At 70.9% G+C, this 26,305-nt stretch carries 24 protein-coding genes and 1 pseudogene; 12 read left to right on the plus strand and 13 right to left on the minus strand.

All coding sequences use genetic code 11. The features are described from left to right. Positions 1–36: 36 nt before the first annotated feature. Positions 37–456 (minus strand): hypothetical protein, encoded by a 420-nt coding sequence (locus ITJ40_RS13130; RefSeq protein WP_228512455.1) that lies wholly within the window; start codon positions 454–456, stop codon positions 37–39. A gap of 297 nt (positions 457–753) precedes the next feature. After that, positions 754–1,896: an aldo/keto reductase gene (locus ITJ40_RS13135; protein ID WP_194667496.1), complete on the minus strand. Its 1,143-nt coding sequence runs from the start codon at positions 1,894–1,896 to the stop codon at positions 754–756. A 407-nt stretch (positions 1,897–2,303) separates the two neighbouring features. Between ITJ40_RS13135 and ITJ40_RS13140 the strand changes: the two genes are divergently transcribed. Both ITJ40_RS13140 and ITJ40_RS13145 read left to right on the plus strand, forming a co-directional pair. After that, positions 2,304–2,834 (plus strand): YbhB/YbcL family Raf kinase inhibitor-like protein, encoded by a 531-nt coding sequence (locus ITJ40_RS13140; RefSeq protein WP_194667497.1) that lies wholly within the window; start codon positions 2,304–2,306, stop codon positions 2,832–2,834. A 22-nt stretch (positions 2,835–2,856) separates the two neighbouring features. Beyond that, positions 2,857–3,225, plus strand: coding sequence for a hypothetical protein (locus tag ITJ40_RS13145; protein ID WP_194667498.1), 369 nt, complete (start codon positions 2,857–2,859; stop codon positions 3,223–3,225). A gap of 72 nt (positions 3,226–3,297) precedes the next feature. Here the strand turns inward: ITJ40_RS13145 and ITJ40_RS13150 are convergent, their stop codons facing one another. Both ITJ40_RS13150 and rpsO read right to left on the minus strand, forming a co-directional pair. After that, complete coding sequence (locus tag ITJ40_RS13150) at positions 3,298–5,571, minus strand: polyribonucleotide nucleotidyltransferase (protein WP_194667499.1); 2,274 nt, start codon at positions 5,569–5,571, stop codon at positions 3,298–3,300. Between the two features lie 477 nt (positions 5,572–6,048). Next, positions 6,049–6,318, minus strand: a complete 270-nt coding sequence (gene rpsO, locus ITJ40_RS13155; RefSeq protein ID WP_012038735.1) for a 30S ribosomal protein S15 — start codon at positions 6,316–6,318, stop codon at positions 6,049–6,051. Between the two features lie 206 nt (positions 6,319–6,524). On the opposite strand from rpsO, the gene ITJ40_RS13160 reads away from it, so the two are divergent. From ITJ40_RS13160 to ITJ40_RS13170, 3 genes are all read left to right on the plus strand, one after another. After that, positions 6,525–7,877: an MFS transporter gene (locus ITJ40_RS13160; protein ID WP_370532056.1), complete on the plus strand. Its 1,353-nt coding sequence runs from the start codon at positions 6,525–6,527 to the stop codon at positions 7,875–7,877. A gap of 128 nt (positions 7,878–8,005) precedes the next feature. Next, positions 8,006–8,638, plus strand: coding sequence for an HNH endonuclease family protein (locus ITJ40_RS13165; protein WP_370532057.1), 633 nt, complete (start codon positions 8,006–8,008; stop codon positions 8,636–8,638). A 124-nt stretch (positions 8,639–8,762) separates the two neighbouring features. Beyond that, entirely contained in the window at positions 8,763–10,637 is a 1,875-nt protein-coding gene (locus ITJ40_RS13170) for a hypothetical protein (protein ID WP_194667501.1), read from the plus strand. Positions 10,638–10,970: 333 nt separating this feature from the next. Here the strand turns inward: ITJ40_RS13170 and ITJ40_RS13175 are convergent, their stop codons facing one another. The 3 genes from ITJ40_RS13175 to ITJ40_RS13185 form a co-directional block, all read right to left on the minus strand. Next, positions 10,971–12,557 (minus strand): DASS family sodium-coupled anion symporter, encoded by a 1,587-nt coding sequence (locus tag ITJ40_RS13175; RefSeq protein ID WP_194667502.1) that lies wholly within the window; start codon positions 12,555–12,557, stop codon positions 10,971–10,973. 104 nt (positions 12,558–12,661) lie between these two features. After that, positions 12,662–14,938, minus strand: a complete 2,277-nt coding sequence (locus tag ITJ40_RS13180) for an AAA family ATPase (protein ID WP_194667503.1) — start codon at positions 14,936–14,938, stop codon at positions 12,662–12,664. 103 nt (positions 14,939–15,041) lie between these two features. After that, positions 15,042–15,530 (minus strand): VanZ family protein, encoded by a 489-nt coding sequence (locus ITJ40_RS13185; protein ID WP_194667504.1) that lies wholly within the window; start codon positions 15,528–15,530, stop codon positions 15,042–15,044. 243 nt (positions 15,531–15,773) lie between these two features. Between ITJ40_RS13185 and ITJ40_RS13190 the strand changes: the two genes are divergently transcribed. Further along, entirely contained in the window at positions 15,774–17,033 is a 1,260-nt protein-coding gene (locus tag ITJ40_RS13190) for a cobalamin-independent methionine synthase II family protein (protein ID WP_194667505.1), read from the plus strand. Positions 17,034–17,046: 13 nt separating this feature from the next. On the opposite strand, the gene ITJ40_RS13195 is transcribed toward ITJ40_RS13190, so the two are convergent. Continuing rightward, entirely contained in the window at positions 17,047–17,574 is a 528-nt protein-coding gene (locus tag ITJ40_RS13195) for an adenine phosphoribosyltransferase (RefSeq protein ID WP_194667506.1), read from the minus strand. A 273-nt stretch (positions 17,575–17,847) separates the two neighbouring features. Between ITJ40_RS13195 and ITJ40_RS13200 the strand changes: the two genes are divergently transcribed. Continuing rightward, positions 17,848–18,579, plus strand: a complete 732-nt coding sequence (locus ITJ40_RS13200; protein ID WP_194667507.1) for a M50 family metallopeptidase — start codon at positions 17,848–17,850, stop codon at positions 18,577–18,579. A gap of 60 nt (positions 18,580–18,639) precedes the next feature. Here ITJ40_RS13200 and ITJ40_RS13205 read toward each other — a convergent pair. The 5 genes and pseudogenes from ITJ40_RS13205 to ITJ40_RS13225 form a co-directional block, all read right to left on the minus strand. Continuing rightward, positions 18,640–19,473 (minus strand): annotated as a pseudogene (locus ITJ40_RS13205) (aldo/keto reductase). A 22-nt stretch (positions 19,474–19,495) separates the two neighbouring features. After that, complete coding sequence (locus ITJ40_RS13210; RefSeq protein ID WP_194667508.1) at positions 19,496–20,104, minus strand: signal peptidase II; 609 nt, start codon at positions 20,102–20,104, stop codon at positions 19,496–19,498. Positions 20,105–20,113: 9 nt separating this feature from the next. Beyond that, positions 20,114–20,632, minus strand: a complete 519-nt coding sequence (locus tag ITJ40_RS13215) for a hypothetical protein (RefSeq protein ID WP_194667509.1) — start codon at positions 20,630–20,632, stop codon at positions 20,114–20,116. 47 nt (positions 20,633–20,679) lie between these two features. Continuing rightward, on the minus strand, positions 20,680–21,246 hold the full coding sequence (locus tag ITJ40_RS13220) for a type 1 glutamine amidotransferase domain-containing protein (protein ID WP_194667510.1): 567 nt from the start codon (positions 21,244–21,246) through the stop codon (positions 20,680–20,682). A 53-nt stretch (positions 21,247–21,299) separates the two neighbouring features. Beyond that, positions 21,300–22,202, minus strand: a complete 903-nt coding sequence (locus tag ITJ40_RS13225) for an SMP-30/gluconolactonase/LRE family protein (protein WP_194667511.1) — start codon at positions 22,200–22,202, stop codon at positions 21,300–21,302. Positions 22,203–22,972: 770 nt separating this feature from the next. On the opposite strand from ITJ40_RS13225, the gene ITJ40_RS13230 reads away from it, so the two are divergent. The 5 genes from ITJ40_RS13230 to ITJ40_RS13250 all read left to right on the plus strand — a co-directional run bounded on the left by ITJ40_RS13230 (position 22,973) and on the right by ITJ40_RS13250 (position 26,252). Further along, complete coding sequence (locus tag ITJ40_RS13230) at positions 22,973–23,113, plus strand: hypothetical protein (protein WP_194667512.1); 141 nt, start codon at positions 22,973–22,975, stop codon at positions 23,111–23,113. Between the two features lie 143 nt (positions 23,114–23,256). Further along, complete coding sequence (locus ITJ40_RS13235; protein ID WP_194667513.1) at positions 23,257–23,724, plus strand: hypothetical protein; 468 nt, start codon at positions 23,257–23,259, stop codon at positions 23,722–23,724. An 854-nt stretch (positions 23,725–24,578) separates the two neighbouring features. After that, on the plus strand, positions 24,579–25,136 hold the full coding sequence (locus ITJ40_RS13240) for a Dps family protein (protein WP_194667514.1): 558 nt from the start codon (positions 24,579–24,581) through the stop codon (positions 25,134–25,136). 109 nt (positions 25,137–25,245) lie between these two features. Continuing rightward, positions 25,246–26,043 (plus strand): SDR family NAD(P)-dependent oxidoreductase, encoded by a 798-nt coding sequence (locus tag ITJ40_RS13245; protein ID WP_194667515.1) that lies wholly within the window; start codon positions 25,246–25,248, stop codon positions 26,041–26,043. Then, positions 26,043–26,252, plus strand: coding sequence for a DUF2945 domain-containing protein (locus tag ITJ40_RS13250; RefSeq protein ID WP_194667516.1), 210 nt, complete (start codon positions 26,043–26,045; stop codon positions 26,250–26,252). Before ITJ40_RS13245 ends, ITJ40_RS13250 begins: the two co-directional genes overlap by 1 nt. Positions 26,253–26,305 lie beyond the last annotated feature (53 nt).

Here is a 26,305-nt window from a genome sequence, read left to right on the forward strand (position 1 = left end):
TGGAAGAGGCGATGACAACAGCGATCACAATTCGGCTTAACCGCATGCGTGCACGTCTTCGTTTCGCACAATGTCACTGAGACGCCACACACCGTCGGCCGCTCTGACCGCCTTGGCCTGCAACGACAGACGAGGGTCACGTTGCGGCGTCACATCCACTCCGTGGGCGTCGCGGATTCGGGTCCCGCTGACGTCGAGGCAGAACTGTCCTGTCATGTACTGCGCGCCGCTTTTGTCCACGCCTCGATCGGTCACGCTGAATCCCGAAATCGTATCAAGACCATCTACCGATTCTCCGGAATCACGAGACTCCTTCACGGACTGCCTCTCGCTCTCGAGGACGCTCCCCGTGAGCAGGGGCGTCAGATCGGCGTCAGTGACAGTGGTTGCGTTCAATTCGTCGTAACGCTTCAAGACGTCGTGGAAGGCCTCGTCGTCCTGCTGCTCCTGCGTCATCGACGAGGCTGGAGCCGGCGCGGGAGACGGTGACGAAGACGCTGCGCATCCGGCGAGGAACTGGGTCGACACGACGACGGCCAGCGATAGAGCCACCACTCCCCCTCGCCGTCGCAGCGGAACGCGCGGTCGCTCGTGCAAGATCGTCTCCCCCGGGCCGTACGGAACCCGCGCGGACAAGCGGGCGCCAGAGCGCCGGGCATCGCGGGTCCAGGAAAGGTAGCCGCCGCATCACGAGCGCGACCCCCGCCTTCCACATGACGGGGCGGACCGGGCCCAGAGGAACCCTGGGGAGGACTACTCGGAGGCGCGGTCGAGCCGAGCCACGTCGTGCCGGGACAGCTGGACGTGGGCCGCCTGCACCAGATCGTGGACCTGCTCCGGTCGGCTCGCGCTCGCGACCGGAGCGACGATCCCCGGCTTCACGAGGAGCCACGCCAGCGCGATCGTCGCCACGCTCGTCGAGTGGTCGTCGGCGATCTCGTCGAGGGCGGTGAGCACGCGCAGGCCCCGACGGGTCAGGTACCTCGCGGCGCGCGCCCCGCGGGCGCCGTCGCGGACGGAGTCGCGGGTGCGGTACTTCCCCGTGAGGAAGCCGTTCGCGAGAGCGAAGTAGGGCATCACCGCGAGCTGCTGGCCGCGGACGACGTCGAGGTACTCGGACTCGTAGGGCGCCCGGTTGACGAGGTTGTAGTGCGTCTGCAGCGCGACGAAACGCGGTGCGCCATAGAGCCCGCCCATGATCCGCGCGTGCAGCAGCCGCTCGGCGGCGTAGTTCGACGCGGCCAGGTGCCGGACCTTGCCCGAGGCGATGAGGCGTCCCGCGGCGGCGAGGCTCTCCTCGAGCGGCACGTCGAGGTCGTCCCAGTGGAAGTAGAGGAGATCGATGAAGTCGGTGCCGAGCCGAGCCAGGCTCGCGTCGACGGCGCGCTCGATGCGGGACCCGCCGAGGCCGGGGAAGTCTTCGCTCTTGCCGATCTTGGTGGCGACGACCATGGAGTCGCGGTTGCGGCGCTCCCGCATCCACGAGCCGATCATGTGCTCGCTGCGGCCGCTCGCGTACGAGTCGGCGGTGTCGATGAAGTTGCCGCCCGCCTCCTGGTACCGGTCGAGGATCGCGGAGGTGTCCTCCGGGCCGGCCGTCCAGCCGAAGACGTTGCCGCCGAGCGCGAGCGGGAAGACCCGGAGGTCGGTGTCGCCGACGGACCGGCGGCGCGCGGGCTGCGGGATGCTGCCGCCGGCGCGCAGGCCGGGAGCGGCCGTGGACGCGGCCTCGAGGACGAGGGCGCCGGCCGCCTGGACGGCGGTCTCGACGAGGGTGCCGGACGGGGTCGTCGTGTCCGCCGATCGTCCGCGACGCGAGAGGTGCGCGCCCCCGCGACGGGGCCGCGACGGCGAGCCGGGCGCGACGTCGGGGGCGGTGGGAGGGGACGTCGTCACACCCCTGAGAGTACCGTCCAGCAGGCGAAACGTTTGCGTACCAAGGGAATGCGCGCGCCGTCGTTCGCCCCCGGGACAGGGGCCTCTCACCGACCCTCGCGAGGCCGGCGTCGACACGGCGGCGCCGCCGGAGGGGTGCCGTGGATCCCCCGACCCCGGCACCCCTTGGCGGTCTGCATCCCCCGATGCGTCCCCCGGAGGCGGGCGGTCACGTGGACCTGCCCGCGAACACCACGCTAACGAGACGTCCGCGTCGGGACCCAGCCCCTCTTCGGGGGCCTTGCGCGGCATCCCCGACCCCACGGACCGCCCGGCGACCTCCCCCGCGGCAGGTGGCGGACGCTTCCGGCCGCATCACGGCCCATCGTGCGAGGCTGGTGCGGTCAGCACCACCGAGAGGAACCCACGTGCCCAACGACCCGCTGCACCGCTTGCCGGACGCCGCCCCCTTCCACCTCACCAGCCCCGACTTCGCCGACGGGGCACCGCTGCCCCGGTTCGCACGCGGCGCGAGCCAGGGCGGCGAGGACCGCTCCCCCACCCTCACCTGGACGGGCGCGCCGGCCGCGACCCGCAGCTACGTGCTCACCGCGTACGACCCCGACGCGCCGACCGGGAGCGGCTTCTGGCACTGGGCGGTGCGCGGGATCCCGGCGTCCACCACCTCGCTGCCGACCGGTGCGGGCGATCCGGAGGCCGGTCTCCTCCCGGCCGGCGCCGTGACGCTGCACAACGACGCGCGCGAGACGCGGTTCTACGGAGCGACGCCGCCCGCGGGACACGGCACGCACCGCTACTTCTTCACCGTCACCGCGCTCGACGTGGAGTCGCTGGACATCCCGGAGGGCGCGACCCCGGCGATCCTGGGGTTCCTGATGCTCCCGCATGTGATCGGGCGGGCCCAGCTCGTGGGCACCGCGATCACCGTCGCCGACTGAGCGCCCGGATCGAGGCGACGACGTGACCCATCAGGGAGACCGACCGACGCCGGGCCGGGGCGACGACGCCCCCGCCCGGCGTCGGCGCCTCGCGCTGGTGATCGCGGTGGTCGCCGCCGTCCTCGTGATCGCGGGGGTCATCGCGGCGATCGCGCTGTCGCAGGGCGACGCCGAACGGGTGGCGCCCGTCCCGACCACCGGCGAGCCCGGCACGCCGCCCGAGGTCACACCGTCGCCGACGTCGTCGCCGACGTCGTCACCGGGCACGACCGACGGACCGGCGCCGACTCCCGCTCCGAGCCCGACCGGGGATCCCTCGCCGTCGCCGTCCCTCCAGGTCCCGCCCGTCCAGGACGTGCCGTACCCGACGGATCCGAACCACGGCAAGTAACCCGCACACGACGGATGCCCGCCCCACCGAGGTGGGACGGGCATCCGGTTCGTTCATGTGCTGCGGCGGGGACTAGCCCTCCGCGGGCGCCTCGGAGCCGTGGCTGGCGGCGTCGCGGCCCTCCTGATCGGCGGACTCCTCCAGCACGGGAGCGAGCGACAGCTTGCCGCGGTCGTCGATCTTGGTGATCTCCACCAGGATCTTCTGGCCGACGCCGAGCACGTCCTCGACGTTCTCGACGCGCTTGCCGCCGGCGAGCTTGCGGACCTCGCTGATGTGCAGCAGGCCGTCCTTGCCGGGCAGCAGCGAGACGAACGCGCCGAAGGTCGCGATCTTGACGACGGTGCCGAGGAAGGACTCGCCGACCTCGGGGTTCGTCGGGTTCGCGATGGCGTTGACCTGCGCACGCGCGGCCTCCGCCGACGGGCCGTCGACGGCGCCGATGTAGACGGTGCCGTCCTCCTCGATGGAGATGTCGGCGCCGGTCTCGTCCTGGATGGCGTTGATCGTCTTGCCCTTCGGGCCGATCAGCTCGCCGATCTTGTCGACGGGGATGTTGACCGAGATCACGCGGGGCGCGGTCGGGGCCATCTCGTCGGGGCCGTCGATGGCCTGGTTCAGCACGCCGAGGATGGCCGTGCGGGCCTCCTTCGCCTGCTTGAGCGCGCCGTCGAGGACCGACGTGGGGATGCCGTCGAGCTTCGTGTCCAGCTGGATGGCCGTGACGAACTCCGACGTGCCGGCGACCTTGAAGTCCATGTCGCCGAGCGCGTCCTCCGCACCGAGGATGTCGGTGAGGGCCGCGTAGCGGACCTGGCCGTCGACGGTGTCGGACACGAGGCCCATGGCGATGCCGGCGACGGGCGCGCGCAGCGGCACACCCGCGTTCAGCAGCGACAGGGTCGAGGCGCAGACGGAGCCCATCGACGTGGATCCGTTGGACCCGAGGGCCTCGGACACCTGGCGGATCGCGTAGGGGAACTCCTCGCGGCTCGGCAGCACCGGCACGAGGGCGCGCTCGGCGAGGAAGCCGTGCCCGATCTCGCGACGCTTCGGCGACCCGACGCGACCGGTCTCACCCGTGGAGTAGGGCGGGAAGTTGTAGTGGTGCAGGTACTTCTTCTTCTTGATGGGGCTCAGCGAGTCGATCTGCTGCTCCATCTTGAGCATGTTCAGCGTGGTGACGCCGAGGATCTGGGTCTCGCCGCGCTGGAAGATGGCCGACCCGTGGACGCGCGGGATGACCTGCACCTCGGCGTCGAGCGGGCGGATGTCGGCGAGGCCGCGGCCGTCCATGCGGATGCCGTCGCGGAGGATACGGCCGCGCACGACCGTCTTCGTGACGGACTTGTACGCCGCGGAGAACTCGGTGAGCGCCGACTGCGGCAGCTCGCCGGCCTCGACCTTGGCGGCCACGGCCTCCTTGGTGCGGGTCTTGAGGGCGTCGTCCGCGTCCTGGCGCTCGATCTTGTCGGCGGTCTGGTACACGGTGCCGAGCTCGTCGAGGGCGAGCGCGCTGACGGCGTCGTAGGTCTCCTGCGCGTACGGGAGGAAGACGGGGTAGTCGACCGTGGGCTTCGCGGCCTGCTGCGCGAGCGAGGCCTGCGCGGCGACGAGCTGGCGGATGAACGGCTTGGCGGCCTCGAGGCCCTGCGCGACGACGGCCTCGTCGGGCTTGGTGGCGCCGGCCTGGATGAGGTCCCACGCCCCCTCGGTGGCCTCGGCCTCGACCATCATGATCGCGACGTCCTCGTTGCCCGCGGAGTCGGTGACGACACGGCCGGCGACGGTGATGTCGAAGACGGCCTCCTGGAGCTGCGAGTGCTTCGGGAAGACGACCCACTGGTCGCCGATGAGCGCGAGGCGCACACCCGCGATGGGGCCGGAGAACGGGATGCCCGAGAGCATGCTCGAGGCGCTCGCCGCGTTGATGGCGAGGCTGTCGTAGAACTCGTCCGGAGCGATGCTGAGGACGGTGATGACGACCTGGACCTCGTTGCGGAGGCCCGTGATGAACGACGGGCGCAGCGGCCGGTCGATGAGGCGGCAGACGAGGATCGCCTCGGTGGAGGGGCGGCCCTCGCGGCGGAAGAACGAGCCGGGGATCTTGCCCGCGGCGTAGCTGCGCTCCTCGACGTCGATGGTCAGGGGGAAGAAGTCGAAGTTGTCCTTCGGGTGCTTGCCCACCGAGGTGGCGGACAGCAGCATGGTGTCCTCGTCGAGGTACGCGGCGACCGCGCCCTGCGCCTGCTGCGCGAGGCGGCCGGCCTCGAACCGGACCGTGCGCGTTCCGTACTTGCCGTTGTCGAGGACTGCCTCGGCGAACTTGATCTCTGGACCTTCCATTGAGGTCTCTCTCCTTCGTGTTGCGCCTCTCGGCGACGCCCGTCGGGCGCTCGTCCTGCATCCCGTGTGGATGCGGACCTCCTGCGACAGAGGAGGAGCGGGCGAGGCGACACGTCGGAGTCCGCCTGATGCGGATCCCGGGTGCACGTGCGCGGCTGGTTCCGCTCGCCGGCCGGTGGCCGACGGCGGCGGGCGCATGTCTGGCCATCAGTGGGAATGCTCCGAGCGACTCGGAATACCACCACCAACGACCAGCTCCTGCCGGCCAGCTCCATCTGTCGTGATCGCATCGTGACGCTGGGCGTCCGCTGGATCACTTCCGCCATGGTAGCACCCGGGCCCTCGCGGGCCCGGGATGACGGGGATCGCCGGGTGTCGGGCGGACGACGCTCGCCTTAACGACGGACGGGCCGCCACCCCGGAGGGTGACGGCCCGTCTGCTTCGCAAGCGATGCGATCAGCGACGCGTGATGCGTGTCAGCGGCGGATGCCCAGGCGCGCGATCAGGGCGCGGTAGCGCTCGATGTCGACGTTGGACAGGTAGCCGAGGAGACGGCGACGCTGGCCGACCAGGAGGAGCAGGCCACGACGCGTGTGGTGGTCGTGCTTGTGCTCCTTGAGGTGCTCGGTGAGGCCCGTGATCCGCTTGGTGAGGAGCGCGATCTGCACCTCGGGGGATCCGGTGTCACCGGGGTGGGTCGCGTACTCGTCGATGATCGCCTTCTTGACGTCTGCTTCCAGAGCCATGTGATGATCCCCTCTCGTGTTCGTTGCGCGGCGCCCGTCACAGGATGTGCGAGCTCTCTTGATCCGCGGCCGTTCAGACGGCAACCGCACGAGCATACCAGAGGGGCTGGGCCGCTCCGGCGGGCGGCCGGGCGCCTCGCGCGGGGGCGACGTCGGTGATCTCGGCTAGCGTGGAAAACCACTCCAGAGAGACGACGCAACGACACGTGAGCACCCCGCCCGAGACCTCCCCCATCCCGATCCCCGACGAACGGCAGGTGCGCGGCAGCCACTTCGTCGACCTGACGCCGCTCCGGGAGAGCCCGGCCTTCGCGCGGCTCTGGGCCGGCAACGCGATCGCCGGCATCGGCAGCCAGATGACCGTGGTGGCCATCGGGCTGCACGTGTACGAGCTGACGGGATCCACCGGCTCGGTCGCGCTCGTGGGCGTGCTGTCGCTCCTGCCGATGATCGTCGCGGGGCTCTACGGCGGCATGCTCGCCGACGCGTTCGACCGGCGGAAGGTCGCGCTCATCGCGTCGTGCGTGGCGTGGGGCTCCACCATCCTGCTGGCCGCGCTCGCGTGGACGCATGCGGAGACGGTGTGGTCGCTCTACGCGCTGAGCATCCTCAACGCGGTCGCGGCGACGGTGATCGGGACGAGCCGGCAGGCGATCCTCCCCCGCATCCTGCCGCCGCGCCTGCTGCCCGCGGCCAGCGCGCTCGGCGGGATCAGCCTGGGCGTCATGGTCACGGTCGGGCCGGCGCTCGCGGGCGTGCTCGTCGCGTCGGTCGGGTTCCAGTGGACCTACACGGTCGACGCCGTCCTCTTCCTGGCGGCCTTCACGGGCGTGCTCGCGCTCCCGCGGATCGCGCCCGAGGGCGAGGTGCAGCGGCCGGGGTTGGCATCCATCAGGTACGGGCTCGGGTTCCTGCGGACCGCGCCGAACATCCGCATGTCGTTCATCGTCGACATCATCGCCATGACGCTCGGGCAGCCGCGCGTGCTGTTCCCCGCGGTCGGCGCCGTGGTCCTGGGCGGCGGGCCGGTGACCGTCGGGATCCTCACGGCGGCCGGCGCGGTCGGCAGCCTCGTGAGCAGCGTGCTGAGCGGATCCGTCGGGCGGGTCACGCGCCACGGCCGGGCGATCCGCTGGGCCATCGTCGCGTACGGGCTCGCCACCGCGGGCTTCGGCCTCGTGCTGCTCCTCGCCTCGAAGCCGGGCGTGCTGCACGGGATCGGGTCGCGCATCGAGGACGCGAGCATCCCGGGCATCGTCGCGGCCTCCGTGCTGCTCGCGCTCGCGGGCGCGGCCGACAACATCTCCTCGATCTTCCGCAACACCATGCTGCAGACCGCGGTTCCCGACAACATGCGCGGGCGGCTGCAGGGCATCTTCATCGTCGTGGTGACCGGCGGGCCGCGGCTCGGCGACGCGTACATCGGGATCGTCACGCTGTTCGCCGCGCTGTGGGTGCCGTCGCTCGTGGGCGGGCTGCTGATCGCGGTGGTGGTGTGGATCCTCATCCGCGCGCTGCCGTCGTTCGAGCGCTACGACTCCCGGAACCCGACCCCGTGACGCGGCGACGGAGAGGGAAGACGCCTGTGCTGGTGACGCTGGCGGCGCTTGCGATCGTGATCGTCGCGGGCCTCGTGCAGTGGCGCGGGGACCAGGGGGCCAGCTCCGCGGGTGCCGGAGGCGGTTCCGTGACCGGGCTGGGGGCGGAGCCGGGGTCGACCGGATCCGCGCGCCTCGCCCTCGACGGGCTCGAGGTGCGGACGGAGGAGCGCGTGGCCGGCTACGACCGCGAGTCCTTCGCGTGGCGCACGGACGTGGACCGCAACGGCTGCGACACCCGCAACGACGTGCTCCGGCGCGACCTCGCCGACGCGGAGATCCGCGGCGGGACGCGCGGCTGCGTCGTGCAGGCGGGCGTGCTCGAGGACCCGTACTCGGGCGCGCGCGTGGCGTTCGACCGGTCGCGGGATCCCGAGGCGGTGCAGATCGACCACGTGGTGTCGCTGTCGGACGCGTGGTCGTCCGGCGCGTGGCGTTGGGACGCCGACTACCGCGCGGCGTTCGCGAACGACCCGCTGGAGCTGGTCGCCGCGTCCGCCGCGGAGAACAACGCGAAGTCCGACGCGACGGCCGACGCCTGGCTGCCCGAGGACCCCGCCGATGCGTGCGCGCTCGTCGCGCGGCAGGTGTCGATCAAGGTGCGCACGGAGCTCAGCGTGACGCGGGCTGAGCACGACGCGATGGCGCGCGTGCTCGACGGGTGCGGCGACGTGCCGCTCCTCACCTCCGACGACGCGGGCTGGCCGGCGCCCGTGCGCTGAACTCAGGACTCCCCCAGGCCCCGGAAGCACCAAATACCCCTCTTTTGGGGTTCGTCAACCCAGTCATGCGCGGCTCTAATTGTGGTACCCGAAGCGACACTTTTACCCCAGACCAGGAGCTCTCATGGCAACCGGATACCGGTCAATTTTACGTCTCAGCGATGAATACGATGCCGTAGCGGTCACCGAAGAACAGGTTCGCTCGTGGCTGACTGACAAAAGGAGAGGGCGACGAGGTCGCTCCACATCGTTGGATTGGGACGGCCCAGGCCGATACCGCATATCTTCAACAGTTGAGCTACTTGTCGTCCACGCAGACCACGATCAATTTTCCCCACGTAGGCTCTATCGAATAACTGAAACAAATAGGGAAGGCCAGTGGGGGGTCACGCTCTACGCCGGATCCGTAAGCTCCGGAAAGCGTAAGTCTCAAGTCATCGTCGTCGAAGTTGATCTTATCGGAAGCGATCGCGAAACAGCGTTGGCAAAGGTTGCGCCTCCGCGCGTCGTGCGATCGCTCCTCGACACGTACGCGGTCACGGATCATTTGACAGAATTGACGGGCACGCCAGTTGTCGTTCGTTCAAGCCAGATGCCCGAGCTAATCGCCGCCATCACTGATCCACTTCGAACTGCTTCTGTAGTAGTTGCACTGTCTCCCGCTCGTGATTTAGACGATGCCTGGAGAGAGGTGGTCAAAAGTCTCACACAGCAAAGTGTCGGAGTCACGGCCACGTATGTTGTCTATTCAGATGCTGTCGATGACTTTATAGGGTCCATGGCGGCAAGCCACACGATCAGCCCTGGACACATCCGGACATATCTTCCGCAGGTCGATGTAGACAACGCTAGCGACGGCATCCGCCACAAATGGCTTACCTTACCGACGCTCACCAGTTCACTTGAGAAAAGGCGCGTATCGGAGTCTCTGCAACGTCGACATGGAGAAGCAGCCAGGCGCCGCCATGTCGAAGCCGGGCTCCCAACGGACGTTCAACGCATGGTAGAGCTCTTGAGACGCGCGGAGACCACAGTAGAACGAGCAGCCCGGGTTCAGGCACTTGTCGAAGCGAATAGGTCATCTACACAACAGGCCCTTGCCGAGGTAGCGCCCAAGGTCGTGGAGCAGGTCGCTCCCCTGACTGTCGACCCTCGCTGGCGCACTCGCGTGGCCGCCTCTTTCAGGCGCTGGTTAGGCATTGAGTTCATACAGGCGCCGGAGCAACTCGACGAGCTCGATTCTTTTATAGAAGCTAAAGTCGCGGAGGTATCTGTCGCGTCGGAACAGCTCACCGAGGCCGCGGGGGAAGTAGAAAGTCTTCAAGCAGAGGCGACGCGCCTGCGTATTGAACGTGACGATATGGAATTGGAGTGGGCCGTCGCCCTCGAGGCTCACACTAAGGCCGATCGAGAGAACACTGTCCTTCGACGACGCCTAACGGCAGCAGAGCGCCCTCAAGAGGCATATGTTGAGCCGGAATCTGATACATGGTCCCCTCCAGAATCCGTTGAAATGCTCACTCAACTTCTCACACCTGGCGACGAAGCGCATCTCGCGGCCGAGGTCATCGTGTTCACTGGAAGCGATGATGGTGCCGTCGAGATCGATCGCCGGTACCCCTCAGGTGTGTATGCACAGGCGTTCTGGCAGCACGTTCACGTTCTTTACGATTATACCCAGGCCCGTAAGGCCGGCTATGCCGGAAACGTGCACATGTACCTAAAGGCTGACGATATTGAGGGCGCGAAATGCCCGCCAAGTCAGCACGCCGCGCGGGAGAGCGATACGGTTTTGAACAATGCCAAGTGGCGCGCGGAACGCGTGCTGCCAATTCCGGCCGAAGCACATGCGGACGAAGTGGCCCTAATGGAAGCGCACTTCAAGCCGACTTGGCGAGACACCTTTGCCCCTCGAATGCACTACTTTGATGATTTTACGAATAGTGGAAAAATCTACATTGGCTACATCGGTCGACATCTAACCAACCCGCAAACCTAATAGTAGATAATCAGCGAAAGAAAACTTCGTCTGGCGCAAACCGACGGAGGTGATGGGCATGCTCGTGTCATCGCCAAATGCACCGCGTTCGTACGCAGGCAGCCGTCACATATGAGGCCCAACCGATCGTGCGCCCGGTCCGAAGACACTGCAATGCGCCGGACCACCAGAGACGCGATGCACCACGGGTCCGGATGTCATGGGGAGAGCGGTCGCACGGACGGCGCATGGAGAGGGGTCTCGGCGCCGGGACCACGACCGCAGGGCCGGCCCGTCATCGGGTCGGCCCATCTCCCTGCCCTCGGGCGGTCGGGCGGTCGGGCGATCGGGCGGTCAGGCCAGGAGGCCGAGCACGCCCATCCACGCGGTGCCGACGACGCCCCAGATCACGATGAGCACCACGGCCATCACGAAGCCGACGCGGAACCACTCCTTGGTCGTGACGTAGCCGGATCCGAAGACCACGCCCGACGGCCCCGACGCGTAGTGCGAGATGCCGCCGAAGAGGTTGCCGATGAAGCCGAGCACGAGCGCGGCGAACAGCGGCGGCGTGCCGGTCGCGACCGCGGCGCCGAGGAAGACCGCGTACATGGCGACGATGTGCGCCGTGTTCGACGCGAACAGGTAGTGCGAGAAGAAGTACACGAGCGCGAGCACCGCGAACGCCCACGGCCAGGGCAGGCCGCCGACGGATCCGGAGACGGCCCCGCCCACCAGGTCGATGACGCCGAGCGCGTCCAGCTGGTCGGCCATGCCGACGAGCACGGCGAAGAAGATGAGCGTGGACCAGGCCGACGCGTTCGCGGCGAGGTGCGACCACTTGAGGACGCCCGTGACGAGCAGCACGGCGATGCCGCCGAACGCCGCGGCGGTCGCGGGGATGCCGAGCAGGGACCCGCCGCACCAGAGCACGAGCAGCAGCACGAAGGTCCCGGCCATGATCCGCTCGTGGCCCGAGAGCGGGCCGAGGCCGTGGAGCTCCTCGCGCGCGTGCGCCGGCGCCTCGGGCGTGCGGGTGAGGGTCGGCGGGTAGACGCGCGACATCGCCCACGGGACGACGACGAGGCTGAGCAGGCCCGGGACGAGGGCCGCGAGCGCCCAGCCACCCCAGGTGATCTCGATGCCGAGGTCGGCGGCAGCCTTCTGCGCGACCGGGTTGCCCGCCATGGCCGTGACGAACATGGCGGAGGTGACGGTGTTGACCTGCACGCTCGTGAGCGCGAGGTACGAGCCGAGGCGACGACGGGACGCGTCGGACTCGGGCGTGGAACCCTGCACCCGGCTGAGCGACGCGACGATCGGGTACACGACGCCGCCCGCCCGCGCGGTGTTCGACGGCGTCGCCGGCGCGAGCACGAGGTCGGTGAGGGCCATGCCGTACGCGAGGCCGAGGCTGGACCCGCCGAGCCGCGACACGAAGACCAGCGCGATGCGGCGACCGAGGCCCGTGACGAGGAAGCCGTCGGCGATGAAGAACGACGCGACGATGAGCCAGATGGTGGGGTTCGCGAAGCCGACGAGCGCCTCGCCGTCCGTGGTCATGGTGCCCGTGAGCATGGCGACCGCCAGGCCGACCAGCGCGACGGGCGCGGTGGGCAGCGGCTGGAGGATCAGCGCGAGGACCGTGCCGACGAAGATGCCGGCCATGTGCATGCCGCGCGGGTCGACGCCGGCGGGCGGCGGGACGAGCGCGATGCCGACCGCGACGGCCACGATGACGACGACCTGGATGACGCGCGACCGGCGGGCGCGGCGGGCGGCCGCGGCGGCGGCGGCGTCGGCATCGGGCGAGGCGGACGCGGCGACCGACGCGACCCCGTCCGGCGCCGGGTCCGCCTCTCGCGGCGCTCCCCCGGGGCCGGGATCCGTCCCGGTGCCGGGTGCGGACGAGGGGCCGGGGGCTGCGGGAGGAGGGGTCATGACCGGCCCATCCTCCGCGCGTGCGCGGCTACGTGCCACTTGTCTTCATAGTGTTCACGCGAGCGCCGCGCGCTGGCCGGGGATGCGCCGGGCGGTGCCGCGGATCAGGCGGCGAAGCCCGTGGACGTGACGATGTGCAGCCGCTGCGTCGGCCGCGTCATGGCGACGTAGAGGCCCGCCGCCCCGCGCGAGGTGTGCGCGAGGATCTCGTCGGGCTCGGCGATGACGACGACGTCGAACTCGAGGCCCTTCGCCTCCTGCGATCCGAGCACCGCGATGGGCCGGCCGAGGCCGCCCACGCCGATGCCGACCGCGGATCCGAATCGCTCGGCGAGCGCGCGGTGCAGCTCCTCGACGCGGTCGTCACGGGCGATGACCGCGAGCGTGCCCTGGTCGACGCCCTCGCGCTCCTCGTCGACCACGTCGACGACCGCGGACACGACCTCGTCGGCGTCCACCTCGACCGTGTCGATGGGGTGCTCGCCCTCGCGGACGGCACGCGAGCGGGTGACCGGGAGGCCGTGCGCGATGGCCATGCGCTCGGCGGCCTCGGCGATCCGGGCGGGAGTGCGGTAGTTGACGGTGAGCTCCTCGAGGCGCCACTCGCGCCCGAGCACCGGGCCGAGCGCGTCCTGCCAGCTGCCGACGCCGACCGCGGAGCTCGCCTGCGCGATGTCGCCCACGATGGTGAAGGAGCGCAGGGGGCAGCGGCGGAGGAGCACGCGCCACTGCATGGGGCTGAGCTCCTGCGCCTCGTCGACGACGATGTGGCCGTAGGTCCAGGTGCGGTCGGATGCGGCGCGCTCGGCGGTCGTGCGGCGCGCCGCCTGCTCGGCGAAGCCCTCCGCGAGGCGCTCGGCCGTGACCATGCCGCCGACGCCCATGTTCTCGATGGCCTGCTCGGCGTTCTCGATGTCGCGGAGGCGCTGCTGCTCGCGTTCGCGGGCGCTCGCGTCGGCCTGCGCGCTGAACTCGCCCAGGAGCTCGGCGGCCTCGTCGAGCAGCGGCACGTCGGCGATCGTGAAGGGCGCGTCCCGGTCGCGGCGGAGGAGGGCGCGCTTCTCGGGGCTCCAGCGCGGGGTGAGCGACGCGAGCCAGTTCGGGCGCGCGTAGAGGTCCTGGATCAGCTTCTCCGGGGTGAGCGGCAGCCAGGCGGTGTTGAGCGCGACCTTCACGTCGTACGAGGTACGGAGGTCCTCCCGCAGCATCGCGAGGTCGCTGTCGTCGAGCGCGCTGCCGTTGCGGCGCATCTGCGACGCGAGCAGCTGCGCGAGGGATCCGAGCGCGGCCTTGTTGAAGACGACCCGCGCCTCGTTGTGCGGCTTCCGGCTGTCCTGCGCCCGGCGGAGCGCGTTCGCGACGAGGGACGGCTCGACGACGATGCGCTCGCCGTTGACGTCGAGCGTGACGGCCTCGGTGGGGACGACCTGGCGCGAGCGGACGGCGCGCTGCAGGAGGCCCGCCATCTCGGATCCGCCCTTGACGGCCGCGACCTCGGGCGCGTCCTCCCCGGCGGCGTCGACGCCCGGGTAGAGCTGGCCGACGCTCGCGAGCACCACGCCCGTCTCGCCGAGGGACGGCAGCACGGCCTCGATGTACTGGAGGAACGAGCGGCTGGGGCCGACGACGAGCACGCCCGAGGACGCGAGCCGGTCCCGGTGGGAGTACAGGAGGTACGCCGCTCGGTGCAGCGCGACCGCGGTCTTGCCGGTGCCGGGGCCGCCCTGCACGACGAGGACGCCGCGGAGGTCGGACCGGATGATGCGGTCCTGCTCGGCCTGGATGGTGGCGACGATGTCGTTCATCCGGCCGGTGCGGCCCGCGCCGAGCGCCGCGAGCAGCGCGCCCTCGCCCTGGAGGCTGGTGCGGCCCTCGTCCAGCAGCGTGGGGTCGAAGACCTCGTCCTCCACGTGCACGACCTCGCGGCCGTGCGTCGTGAGGTGGCGGCGCGCGCGGGCGCCGAGCGGGGTCGCGGCGGTGGCCTGGTAGAACGCGCTCGCCTGCGGCACGCGCCAGTCGAGGAGCAGCGGCTGGAGGTCGTCGTCGCGGAGGCCGATGCGGCCGATGTAGCGGTAGACGGGATCCCGGTCGCCGGCCGTCCGCGCGGCGGTGCCGTCGCGCGGCTCGTCCTCGGGCAGGTGGCCGCCCTCGAACTCGAGGCGCCCGAAGACGAGGCGCTCGTCGACCTCCCGGAGCGCCTGCAGCCGGTCCTCGTAGATGCGGGCGAACGCGTCGCGCTCGGAGCGGTTCTGGTGCGTGCCGCCCGTGGGGCTGTCGCGCACCGCCGTCAGCTGATCCCGGGTCTCCGCCCGCACCGCGTCGAGTCGCCCGTAGAGGCGGGTGACGTACGCCCGCTCGCGCTCCAGCTCCGTACCGGTCACCTGCACACCCCTTGGAATCCGGCGTCAATCCTATCGAGCCGAGGGGGCTCCGCCTGACCGCCGGCCGGCTCCCGACGGGGTCAGCGAGCGACCCGCGCGGGGGTCAGCGACGCGTGCCGACCAGGCGCTGCGGGCCCGTCGTCGCCGGTCGCGGGCGCTGGCGGAGCGCACGACGGCGGGCGTTCTCGGAGCGAGCCGTGAGGATCAGGACGACCACGACGCCGATGAGGGCGCCGAGGCCGTTGTGCACGATGTCGCGCACGTCGGAGACGCGCGCCGGGAGGAACGCCTGCGCGGTCTCGATGAGCGCCGAGAGGCCGACGCCGAGCGCGATCGCGAGCCACCAGCGCGACCGCCCGAGGAGCAGCACGAGGAACATGCCGACGGGCAGGAACATCGCGACGTTCGCGGCGCCCTCCACGAAGGAGTACGTGATCCACGACGTGCCGTCGTGCCGGTGCAGCGCGCGGAGGGCGCGGAAGAGGTAGCCGTCGATGCGGCGGTCGTAGGGCTCCGGCGACAGCGTGATCCATGCGACGAGGCCGAGGTACAGGCCCGTGGCGGTTCCGAGGACGGGGTGGCGGAGGAGCATCCGTCCATCATCCGGGCCGGCCCCTGTGCGGCGGATCCGCCGGAGGTGCCGGTTCCGTGACGCCCTGTTGCGCCCCTCCCGTCCTCGAGGATGAGCCGGTGGGACCATGTGCGTGCAGCGCACCCCGCGAAGCCTCGCGTCCCACCCGCATCCGCGGCCGGACACCGCCTGCGATCAGTTCCCGCTCGCCGCGGGCGGTCGTGACCGGCCGCCCGACGGCACGAGAGACCCGCGGAGGTCCCCATGCTCGACAGCACCGACGGAATCCAGACGTCCCACGCCGGCAGCCTGCCGCGGACGGACGCGCTCATCGCCGCCAACGCGGCGCGCGCCGACAGCAGGAAGGCCGTCCTCGTCGGCGGCGACGCATCGGCCGCGCCGGCCCCGGCCCCGGCGGACGACGGCCTCGACGCCGTGCTCGCCGACGCGGTCGACGGCCTCGTCGCCCGCCAGCGCGCGGTCGGGATCACCGTGCCCGGGGACGGCGAGTACGGCAAGGCCATGTCGAGCGCGATCGACTACGGCGCCTGGTGGTCCTACTCGTTCCAGCGCCTCAGCGGGCTCGAGCTCGTGCCGGGCGGCCCGTTCTCCTCCGAGCCCGTGCGCAGCTCGCCGGGGCACGTGCGGCTGACGACCTTCCCCGACCGCCGCGACTGGACGATCTTCGCGGACGCCTACCGCGATCCCTCGAGCGGCATCACGGTGGGCGACGCGCCCATCGAGTTCCCGAGCGCCACCGGGCCGGTCTCCTACACGGGGCACGCCGCGATCCAGGCCGACATCGCGCACCTGAAGCACGCGCTCGACGCGAACGGGTACGAGGAGGGGTTCCTCACGTCCCTCTCCCCCGGCAGCGCATCGCGCATCGGCAACCTGCACTACGCGACCGAGGAGGAGTTCATCTGGGCGTGCGCCGACGCGATGCGCGAGGAGTACGTCGCGATCATCGACGCCGGGCTCGTGCTGCAGATCGACGACCCGTCGATCGCGGAGAACTGGGACCAGATCAACCCGGAGCCGAGCGTCGCGGACTACGTGGCGTTCACCCGCATCCGCGTGGAGGCGCTCAACCACGCGCTGCGCGGGCTGCCGCAGGAGCGGATCCGCTTCCACCTGTGTTGGGGCTCGTGGCACGGGCCCCACACGACCGACATCGAGTTCCGCCACATCGTCCGGACGATGCTCGACATCGACGCGGGCGCGTACTCGTTCGAGGGCGCGAACGCCCGGCACGAGCACGAGTGGCGCGTGTGGGAGGACGTCGAGCTGCCCGACGGGAAGCTCATCGTGCCGGGCGTCGTCGGGCACGCGACCAACGTGGTCGAGCACCCGGAGCTCGTGGCCGACCGGATCGAGCGCTACGCGCGGCTCGTGGGCCGGGAGCGCGTGATCGCGTCGACCGACTGCGGGCTCGGCGGGCGGATCCACCCGCAGATCGCGTGGGCGAAGCTGGAGAGCCTGGCGCAGGGCGCGGAGATCGCGACCCGGCGGCTCTGGCGCTGATCGCGCGGGCGGGTCAGAGCGAGAGGATCGCGTGCACGTCGTGGCCCCCGAGGCGCGCCCGGCCGCCGAGGCCCTCGAGCTCGAGCACGACGCCGATGGCGGCGACCTCGTAGCCGGCGCGCTCCAGCAGGCGGGCGGCGGCCTCGAGGGTGCCGCCGGTGGCGAGGACGTCGTCGAGCAGCAGGACGCGGGATCCCGGCATCAGCTGGCCCGGGTGCAGCTCGATGGCCGCCTCGCCGTCCTCGAGCGCGTAGGTCTCGCGGAGCACCTCGCCGGGGAGCTTGCCGGCCTTGCGGACCGCGAGCGTGCCGACGCCGGACGCGTACGCGGCGGCCGCGGCGAGGAGGAAGCCGCGCGCCTCGACGCCCGCGACGGCGTCGACGGGACCGCCGACGGCCACGAGGTCGTCGACCACGGCGCGGAGCGCGGTGCCGTCGGCGAGCACGGGCGTGAGGTCCCGGAAGAGGATCCCGGGCTGCGGGAAGTCGGGGACGGTGAGCAGCAGGGAGCGGACGAGGTCGGAGACGGGGGTGTCGGGCACCCGACAACGGTAGCCGGTGGGCGGGCGGCGGCGGTCCGTCGTGGGGTTCGGGGCGCGCGTAGCGTGGGGCGATGGCACGATCAGCGTGCAGGTCGACGGCGCCGCGCAGGACGGGTCGCGGAGCACCGTGACGACGGTCGGCGGCCGACGCCCGCCCGCTGAGGTGATCGGTCGGGTTGGCCCCCGGTCGGACGGGCGCTCCCCAGCGACGCGCTCCTAGGCTGGCGGCCGCGGTCGCCCTCCGGCGCCGCGACCGCCCACGGAGGAGCGCCCATGGACCCCGTCGAGATCGTCCGCGACGTCGTCGCGCGCGCGACCGCCGTGGAGGCGCCGCTCGAGACGGGGCCGGCGCTCGTCGCCGTCGCGCTCGCCGCGGCGCTCGTGCTCGTGCCCGCCGCGTGGCGGCTCACCCGGCACGCCGTGACGATCGTGCACGAGGGCGGCCACGGGCTCGCGGCGACGCTGAGCGGGCGTCGGCTCGCGGGGATCCGGCTGCACTCGGACACCTCGGGCCTCACGGTGAGCGTCGGCCGGCCGCGCGGGCCCGGGATGGTGATCACGCTGCTGGCGGGGTACCCGGCGCCGGCGCTCGCGGGCCTCGGCGCGGCGTGGCTCGCCGGATCCGGGCGGTCGGCTGCCGTGCTGTGGCTCTGGCTCCTGCTGCTCGCGCTCGTCGTGATCCAGGTGCGCAACTGGTTCGGGCTGTGGTCGTGCCTCGTCGCCGGGGTCGTGGTCGGCGTCGTCGCGGGTGCCGCGCCGATCGTGGTGCAGGGCGTGGCGGCGCACGCGCTCGCGCTGTTCCTGCTGCTCGGCGCGGTCCGGGCGACCCTCGAGCTGCAGCGGGCCCGCTCCCGGCGCGGCGGCGATGCGTCGGACGCCGACCAGCTCGGGCGGCTCACGCATCTGCCGGGGATCCTCTGGGTCGGGGTGCTCGTCCTCGTCGCCGCCGCCTGCCTCGTCGCCGGCGTCGTGCTGCTCGGGATCCCGGCGCTCCTCGGCCGCTGACCGGCCCGGCGCACGCCACGGCCGCCGCGCCCACGGGGTCGCGACGGCCGGCCGGACGCGCTACATCTCCTCGTGCGTGTCGGGGTCGCCGTCCGAGAGGCGCGACTGCGTGCCGGAGCCGATCGCGCGCACCTCCTCCTCGGTGAGCTCGAAGCCGAAGACGTCGAGGTTCTGGCGCTGGCGCTCGGGATCCGTGGACCGCGGGATCGGCAGCGCACCCGACTGGACGTGCCAGCGCAGCACGGCCTGCGTGGGGGTGACGCCGTGCGCCTACGCGGCGGCGACGACGGCCGGGTCCTGCATGAGCTGCTCGCGCGTGCCGAGCGGCGACCAGCTCTCCGTCACGATGCCGTGCTCGGCGTGGAACGCGCGGAGATCCGCCTGCGCGAACGTCGGGTGCAGCTCGACCTGGTTGACGACGGGCAGCACGCCCGTCTCGTCCAGCAGGCGCGTGAGGTGCGCGGGCGTGAAGTTGGAGACGCCGATGGAGCGGACGAGGCCGCGCTCCTTCAGCTCGACGAACGCGCGCCAGCTGTCGACGTACCTGTCCACGCTCGGATTGGGCCAGTGGATGAGGTACAGGTCGACGTAGTCCACGCCGAGCGACGCGCGCGACTCCTCGAACGACGCGAGCGTCTCCTCGTAGCCGTGGTGGCGGCCGGGCAGCTTGGTGGTGAGGAACAGCTCCTCGCGCGGCACGCCGGAGCGGCGCATCCCGTCGCCCACCGCAGCCTCGTTGCCGTAGTTGAGGGCCGTGTCGAGGAGGCGGTAGCCGGCGCCGATCGCGCCGGAGACGAGCTCGGCGCCCGCGTCGTCGTTGAGCCCGTACGTGCCGAGGCCGATGGCGGGGATGCGGTTCCCGTCGGACAGTTCCAGTGTGGGGATCGTGGTCATCCCCTCACGCTACGCCGAGGGGTCAGGAGCGGTCAGCGGGGGCGGATCCGGCGTCGGCGGGCGAGGCGGCGGCGGCGTCCGAGTCGTCCTCCTCGGCGTCCCGCGCGTCCGCTGCGTGGTCGCGCCCGAACACGGTCGTCAGGGCCCACGCGATCATGCCGCAGACCGTGAGGATGTCGGCGACGTTGAAGACCGCGAACCACTCGACGGCGATGAAGTCGACGACGTGCCCGGACAGCGGCCCGTCCTCCGCGCGCGTGATGCGGTCGAAGAGGTTGCCGAGCGCCCCGGCGAGCACGGCCGCGAGCAGCAGCACCTGCAGGAGCGACGCGCGGTGGCGGATCTGCCAGCCGACCCAGACGGCGAGGCCGAGCGACAGCGCCATGATCCCGACCGTGAGCAGCGGCCCCACGTCGGCGCCCATGCCGAAGGAGACGCCCGGGTTGTAGACGAGGGCGAAGCGCGCGGTGGGGAACAGCGGGATGGTCTGGCCGCCGCCGAGCGCGTCGACCGCCCAGCGCTTGCTGAGCTGGTCGAGGACGAGGCCGACCACGACCACGACGACCGCGAGCGCCACGACGACGGGGCGGGACAGGCGGGGGTGGCGAGCGGCGGGGGGTGCGGTGGTCACGCTGCGAGCCTAGGCGGTGGGCGCGGCCGGATCCTCCGGGCTGGCGTCCGCGAGGGGCGCGGTCGCGGCCCGGTCGCGGATCCGGGTGGCCGCCTCGCGCGGGAAGGTGCTGCGGACGAGGTGGCGCGTGCCGTCCGCCGCCTCGATCGCGACCGCCGGTCCGGCGTCGAGCAGGATCGCCGCGCCGCCGCCCGGGAGCGACCGCACGCCGATGCCGCCGACGGTCCGCGGGCGGAGGTGGTCGACCACCGTGCAGTCCGCGATGGCCGAGTACGGGATCCGGATGCGCCTCAGCGGCACGAGCGCCACCTCGACCTCGTCGGGGTCGAGCGTGATCCGGATCCGCAGCGAGCCGACGATCGCGCCCGCCACCACGAGCAGCACCGCGACGACCACGCCGAGCGCGGCGCCCCCGGTGGCCACGAGGAGCACGAGGCCCGCCGCGGCGATCACGAACGCGGCGACGCGCATGGCGCGCGGGGCGGGCGTGGACTGGCGGAAGCGCGCGTCGGGTGAGGGCGTGGTCACGCCCTCACCCTAGGCGCGCGGCGGTCCGCCCGGGTCAGGCGGACGGGTCAGGCGTGCTGCTCGTCGTGCTCGCCCTCGGCGATCTCCTCGATCAGCTTCGCGTTGAACGCGGGCAGGTCGTCGGGGTTGCGGCTGGTGACGAAGCCGCTGTCGACCACGACCTCCTCGTCGACCCACTCGGCGCCCGCGTTGCGGAGGTCGGTGGCGAGGGTCGGGTAGGAGGTCATGCGGCGTCCGTCGACCACGCCGGCCTCGATGAGGATCCACGGCGCGTGGCAGATGGACGCGACGGGCTTGCCCGCCGTGAAGAAGGCCTTGGCGAAGGCGACCGAGTCGACGTCGACGCGGAGGTCGTCCGCGTTCACGACGCCGCCGGGCAGCACGAGGCCGTCGTAGTCGGCCGCGTCGGCGTCCTTCACCTGCACGTCCACGTCGAACGTGTCGGCCTTGTCGATGTGGTTCAGGCCCTGGACCGTGTCCGACTTCGGGGACACCAGGACGGGCTTCCCGCCGGCCTCCTGGACGGCCTTCCACGGCTCCGTCAGCTCGACCTGCTCGAAGCCGTCCGTCAGCAGGAAGGCCACCGTGCGGCCCTGGATGCTCTCTCCGGTCATGTGCGTTCCTCCTCGTGAGAGTGTCGCCGCCCGGTCGGACGGCCTCCTCGACGCTACGCTCGCGCGCCTCCGTCGACCACGGTGCGGAAGACGTTCACGGGTCGTCCGGAGACCGCGGTGTCGATCGCGAAGACGCCGCCGGAGAGCGGGTGCTCCTCGAGCTGCTCCTCCGTGAGGTTCTCGCGCGCCGTGCCGATGACGAGGGTGCGGAGGTCGGGTCCCGCGAAGGCGACCGAGGTGACGTTCGGCGCCGGGACCTCGATCTCGAGGTCCTTGGATCCGTCAGGCGCCCAGCGGACGACCTTGCCGGCGCCGTAGATCCCGTTCCACGCGTAGCCGTCCACGTCGAGGGTGAGGCCGTCGCTCATCTCGCCGTGGATCCAGTGCTCGAGGTCGCCGAGCTCGCCGTCGGCCGAGTAGGGCGCGCGGTACACGGCCTGCTGCCCGGTGTCGGCGAGCACCATGGTGCGGCCGCCGTCGGTCCACTCGAAGCCGTTGGTGACCGCGAAGCCGCCGAGGAGCGTGCGGAGGGTGCCGGATCCGTCGATCGAGTAGACGGCCGCGTCGGGTTCGCCGTCGGTGACGTCCATGGATCCGATGACGAAGCGGCCCGCGGGATCGACCTTCCCCTCGTTCATGCGGATGCCGCCGTGCGCGTGCTCGACCCGGGCGAGCTCGCGCGTGATCCGGCCCTCCCGGTCGACGAGCACGATGCGGTCGCCGAGCCCCGCGACGTACCCGCCGTCGTCGGCCGGCTGGAAGGACGCGAGCGGTGGCGGCAGCTCGAGCACGGTGTCGTCGGATCCGTCGACCGCGCCCGCCCACGGGCTCCGGTGCAGCGTGCCCGCGGTGATGTCGTTCCACATCACGTCGCCGGCGGGATCCCACCAGAGGCTCTCGACGAGGATCGCGCGGGCGCCGCGCAGGACGCGGAGGTCGGAGGTGAGGACGGTCATGGGACCAGCCAAGCACCGGCGCTGCCGGGCGTCCCGGTGGAGGATCGCTCGTCGGACTTGACGAGCGCCACCCCCTGGTGCAGGGACATCCGGTGTTCGGTGAGCGCCCCGGATGCGAAGGGATGCTCGTGGCACCTACCGTCTGCGTGAGGAGCTTCGTCCGGTGCCAGTGGCGTGGGAGATGGCAGAGCCGCTGGGACCTCCCGATCACAGGCGCGTGACCGCGGCCGTGGCGCGCATCTGCGCAACGCTCCGTCGGGAAAGTCACCCTCCAGCGCCGCGATCGGCACGAAGGCCGGAGGCGTGCGCGCATACCACACGATCACATGATCGACACGTCTTTTCTCAACTCCCGAGCGGGCCCATCTCCCGTGCTAGCGTCCGGCGTAATACGCACGCGACCGGCGCGGCGTGGCAGGCATCACTGGTTTCTTATCGACAGAGACCACAATGCGAGGGGAATGCTGCGAGATGAACCGATCGCAACGCACAGCGACCTTCGTACTGCCACACACCGAATCCCGCGATTCACGGCGGTCGCGCGCAGTCGCCGCCATGCCGATAGCCACAGGAGTCGCGCTGTCGACACTGACGGGAGCCACCGCCGCATACGCCGCGTCATCAGCCTTCGAGATCTTCCGGGGGTTCAACTGCAGCGCCGGCGGTACACCATCACGTGTCTACGCGGGGAGAATTCGGGAGAAGGGTGGGTCGATGACACGTTCGACGAGACCACCTGGGGAGACCGGGGCGTCGGTCAGAGAGTCCGCATGAACGCCGAGTCGATCTCCGTCAACAACGCCCATGTACGAATTCACGTGGTCGGCGATTTCCGCCACCTCGCATGGGAACAGCAGCCGCAGGGCGCCTGCTACAACCTGCCGGACGGCGTCCGCAACCACAACACGTAATGGTCGACCTCCGATTGCACGGGATTGTGACGCAGCGCCGGCTGAGCGACCGCTTGCCGGTGATCGAGATCCGGTGCACGAGCACCACAACGTGCCGGACCTCACCGGCCCGGAAAAAACGGGAAGAGAAGGAGAAACATCTCATGGACCGATCACCCCAGCCTCGCGGCACGTCTGCCAGCATCGCCGGAAGGCGGGACCGCAAGCGATCGCGCACGATCGCCGCCCTGTCGGTAGCAGCAGGCGTGGCGCTGTCCACGTTGACAGGAGCAACCGCAGCCCAGGCCGCAAGACCAGTACCCGCGTTCGAGATCTTCTGGGGATTCAATTGCGGCGCGGGCGGTACCGCATCACGCGTCTACTCGTACGAGAACGCGCTCGAGGGGTGGGTCAACGACACCTTCGACAGCACGAGGTTCGGCTCCCAGGGCTACGGTCAGAAGATCCGCAACAACGCCGAATCGATCTACGTGAGCAACGCCCGGGTGCGCATCATCACCGAAGATGCCTTTCCCGCCTGGGAGGAGCAGTCGTACGGGGCCTGCTACAACCTGCCGGACGGCGTGAGGAACAAGAACATCCAGTGGCAGACCTATGGGATTCCGGGATGACGACCGGCGCCCTGTCGTCTCAGCTCGGAGGATGACGAGCCTCGTCATCGCTCGATCGAGAGGCGCGGAGGAGTTCGCGTCGGGCCGGCCGCTTCAGCCGGTGCGACGCGGACTCCTTCGACAGCCATGGTCTCCATGACATCGGCGCAGCTCAGGCAGAGGGCACGTCATCAGCTGGATGCCCGCAGGCACCTCGCCGTACATGGGCCACTCCGCGAGGTGCTGACAGCGCCTGCTCGCCGGCCGAGCCCCATGCATCGCAGCCTCCTGACGCAGAGACCCATCGCCGGCGAGCCGCAGGGGGTGGCTGCCGCGCGGTCGCCGATCGGACAATCGACGGTGATCGTCATGTGATGCAGCTGCGCACGCGCCCTCTTCGACGACGCGTGCGGCATGTGGCGTCCGCGGCCATCGCCAGCGAGGTGCGAGGTGCCCTACACACTGGTCGGTGGACCAGGGGAGCGGTACGGGAGAAGAGCATCGTCCCCACGGAGAACGTGAGCAAGCCCAGGACGATGATCTGCCTGTCTCGTGGGAGCACACGCCTCCGCGGGAAGCCGGCGAGCAACGCGATCCGTTCGAGACGCTCGTCGTCGGATCGGTCCCCGACGGCTGCCGCACCTCGGATCGCGGTGAGCGCCACTACCCACCGGGACGGGAGGGCACCGACCCTGAAGGCAGTCTGTGAGCGCCCTCATCGTTCGTGCGAACAGGATCCGGCGGGCGTACCGTCGAGAGGAGGCCGGATGACGTGCGCGAGCGCGCCCGGCCCGCGGGGCAGGATCCCACCGGACGCCGCCCCGCACGGATCGGGAACCCCCGACCCCACGAACGACCAGAACGAGGAGTCGCACATGACCACGACCGTCGACCGCCCCACCAGCGCATCCGAGAAGGCCACGCAGGCCGAGGGCTCCAAGAAGACCAAGCGCCAGAACGCCGAGCGCGGCTTCCAGGCGAGCCAGCAGCTGCACGAGAACATGCAGAAGGTGCTCGTCGACCTCATCGAGCTGCACATCCAGGGCAAGCAGGCGCACTGGAACGTCGTCGGCAAGAACTTCCGCGACCTGCACCTCCAGCTCGACGAGATCATCGAGTCGGCCCGCGAGTTCAGCGACGACCTGGCCGAGCGCATGCGCGCCCTGCACGCCACGCCGGACGGCCGCAGCGACACCGTCGCCGAGACCACGACGCTCCCCGAGTACCCGCAGGGCGAGGTCGACACGGCCGAGACCGTGGACCTCGTCACCCAGCGCCTCGAGGCCGCCGTGCACACCATGCGCGAGGTCCACGACGACGTCGACGAGGAGGACCCGACCACCGCGGACCTGCTCCACTGCTTCATCACCGCGCTCGAGCAGTACGCGTGGATGGTCTCCGCGGAGAACCGCCGCGTCGGCTCCGCGAAGTAGCACCAGCACGATCCCGAGGGCCGCACCACCTGGTGCGGCCCTCGTCGCGTCCCCGGACGCGGCGCATCGCACCGCAACGACCGCCCCACGGGGCAGTGAGGAGACCGGGATGGACCTCGGGATCACAGGCAAGACCGCGCTCATCACGGGCGCCGACTCGGGGATCGGGTGGGAGACCGCCCGCATCCTCCTCGCCGAGGGCGCGACCGTCGTCCTCAGCGACCAGGACCAGGGATCGCTCGACGAGGCGGCCGCGCAGCTCGACGGCGGCGACCGCGTGCACGCGTTCGCGGCCGACGTGACGAGCGTCGAGTCGCTCGCCGCGCTGCACGACAAGGTGCAGGGGGCCGTCGGCGACATCGACATCCTCGTGCAGTCCGCGGGCATCACGGGCGCGCAGGGCCTCTTCCACGAGATCGACGACGAGGGCTGGACGAACACGATCGAGGTCGACCTGCTCGGTCCCGTGCGGCTCGTGAAGCAGTTCCTCCCGTCGCTCCGGAAGGGCGGCTGGGGCCGGATCGTGTTCCTCGCCTCCGAGGACGCGGTGCAGCCGTACGACGACGAGCTCCCCTACTGCGCCGCCAAGGCCGGGATCCTCGCGCTGTCGAAGGGCCTCTCGCGGAGCTACGCGAAGGAGGGCCTGCTCGTGAACGCGGTCTCGCCGGCCTTCATCCACACGCCCATGACCGACGCGATGATGGAGAAGCGCGCTGACCAGCTGGGCACCTCGACGGACGACGCGATCGAGTCGTTCCTCGACGAGGAGCGCCCCTACATGGAGCTCAAGCGCCGCGGCGAGCCCGCCGAGGTCGCCAACGTGGTCGCGTTCCTCTGCTCCGACCTCGCGTCGTTCGTGAACGGATCCAACTACCGCGTCGACTCCGGATCGGTGGCGACGATCTGATGGCCGGCCTCTCGAAGGGCGATGCCGTCACCTGGAACACGCCGCAGGGCGAGACCCACGGGAAGGTCGTCGAGGAGAAGACGAAGGACTTCCAGCACGACGGGCAGCACTTCACCGCGTCGAGCGACGAGCCCGCGTACATCGTCGAGAGCGACAAGTCCGGCAAGACCGCGGCCCACAAGGGATCCGCGCTGACGAAGAAGAAGTAGGCCCTCCCCCGCGGGTACCGGCGACCGGTACCCGCGAGGGGCGACCCGTCCGC

Origin of the sequence: Clavibacter sp. VKM Ac-2872, from assembly GCF_015351105.1 — a bacterium.
Classification (GTDB): domain Bacteria; phylum Actinomycetota; class Actinomycetes; order Actinomycetales; family Microbacteriaceae; genus Clavibacter.

Bases quoted from the DNA above. Each gene is read 5' to 3' on its own strand.
- ITJ40_RS13130 (WP_228512455.1), bottom strand. From the start codon at position 456: ATGACGCAGGAGCAGCAGGACGACGAGGCCTTCCACGACGTCTTGAAG.
- ITJ40_RS13150 (WP_194667499.1), bottom strand. From the start codon at position 5,571: ATGGAAGGTCCAGAGATCAAGTTCGCCGAGGCAGTCCTCGACAACGGC.
- rpsO (WP_012038735.1), bottom strand. From the start codon at position 6,318: ATGGCTCTGGAAGCAGACGTCAAGAAGGCGATCATCGACGAGTACGCG.
- ITJ40_RS13170 (WP_194667501.1), top strand. From the start codon at position 8,763: ATGGCAACCGGATACCGGTCAATTTTACGTCTCAGCGATGAATACGAT.
- ITJ40_RS13175 (WP_194667502.1), bottom strand. From the start codon at position 12,557: ATGACCCCTCCTCCCGCAGCCCCCGGCCCCTCGTCCGCACCCGGCACC.
- ITJ40_RS13185 (WP_194667504.1), bottom strand. From the start codon at position 15,530: ATGCTCCTCCGCCACCCCGTCCTCGGAACCGCCACGGGCCTGTACCTC.
- ITJ40_RS13190 (WP_194667505.1), top strand. From the start codon at position 15,774: ATGCTCGACAGCACCGACGGAATCCAGACGTCCCACGCCGGCAGCCTG.
- ITJ40_RS13200 (WP_194667507.1), top strand. From the start codon at position 17,848: ATGGACCCCGTCGAGATCGTCCGCGACGTCGTCGCGCGCGCGACCGCC.
- ITJ40_RS13220 (WP_194667510.1), bottom strand. From the start codon at position 21,246: ATGACCGGAGAGAGCATCCAGGGCCGCACGGTGGCCTTCCTGCTGACG.
- ITJ40_RS13225 (WP_194667511.1), bottom strand. From the start codon at position 22,202: ATGACCGTCCTCACCTCCGACCTCCGCGTCCTGCGCGGCGCCCGCGCG.
- ITJ40_RS13230 (WP_194667512.1), top strand. From the start codon at position 22,973: ATGAACGCCGAGTCGATCTCCGTCAACAACGCCCATGTACGAATTCAC.
- ITJ40_RS13235 (WP_194667513.1), top strand. From the start codon at position 23,257: ATGGACCGATCACCCCAGCCTCGCGGCACGTCTGCCAGCATCGCCGGA.
- ITJ40_RS13240 (WP_194667514.1), top strand. From the start codon at position 24,579: ATGACCACGACCGTCGACCGCCCCACCAGCGCATCCGAGAAGGCCACG.
- ITJ40_RS13245 (WP_194667515.1), top strand. From the start codon at position 25,246: ATGGACCTCGGGATCACAGGCAAGACCGCGCTCATCACGGGCGCCGAC.
- ITJ40_RS13250 (WP_194667516.1), top strand. From the start codon at position 26,043: ATGGCCGGCCTCTCGAAGGGCGATGCCGTCACCTGGAACACGCCGCAG.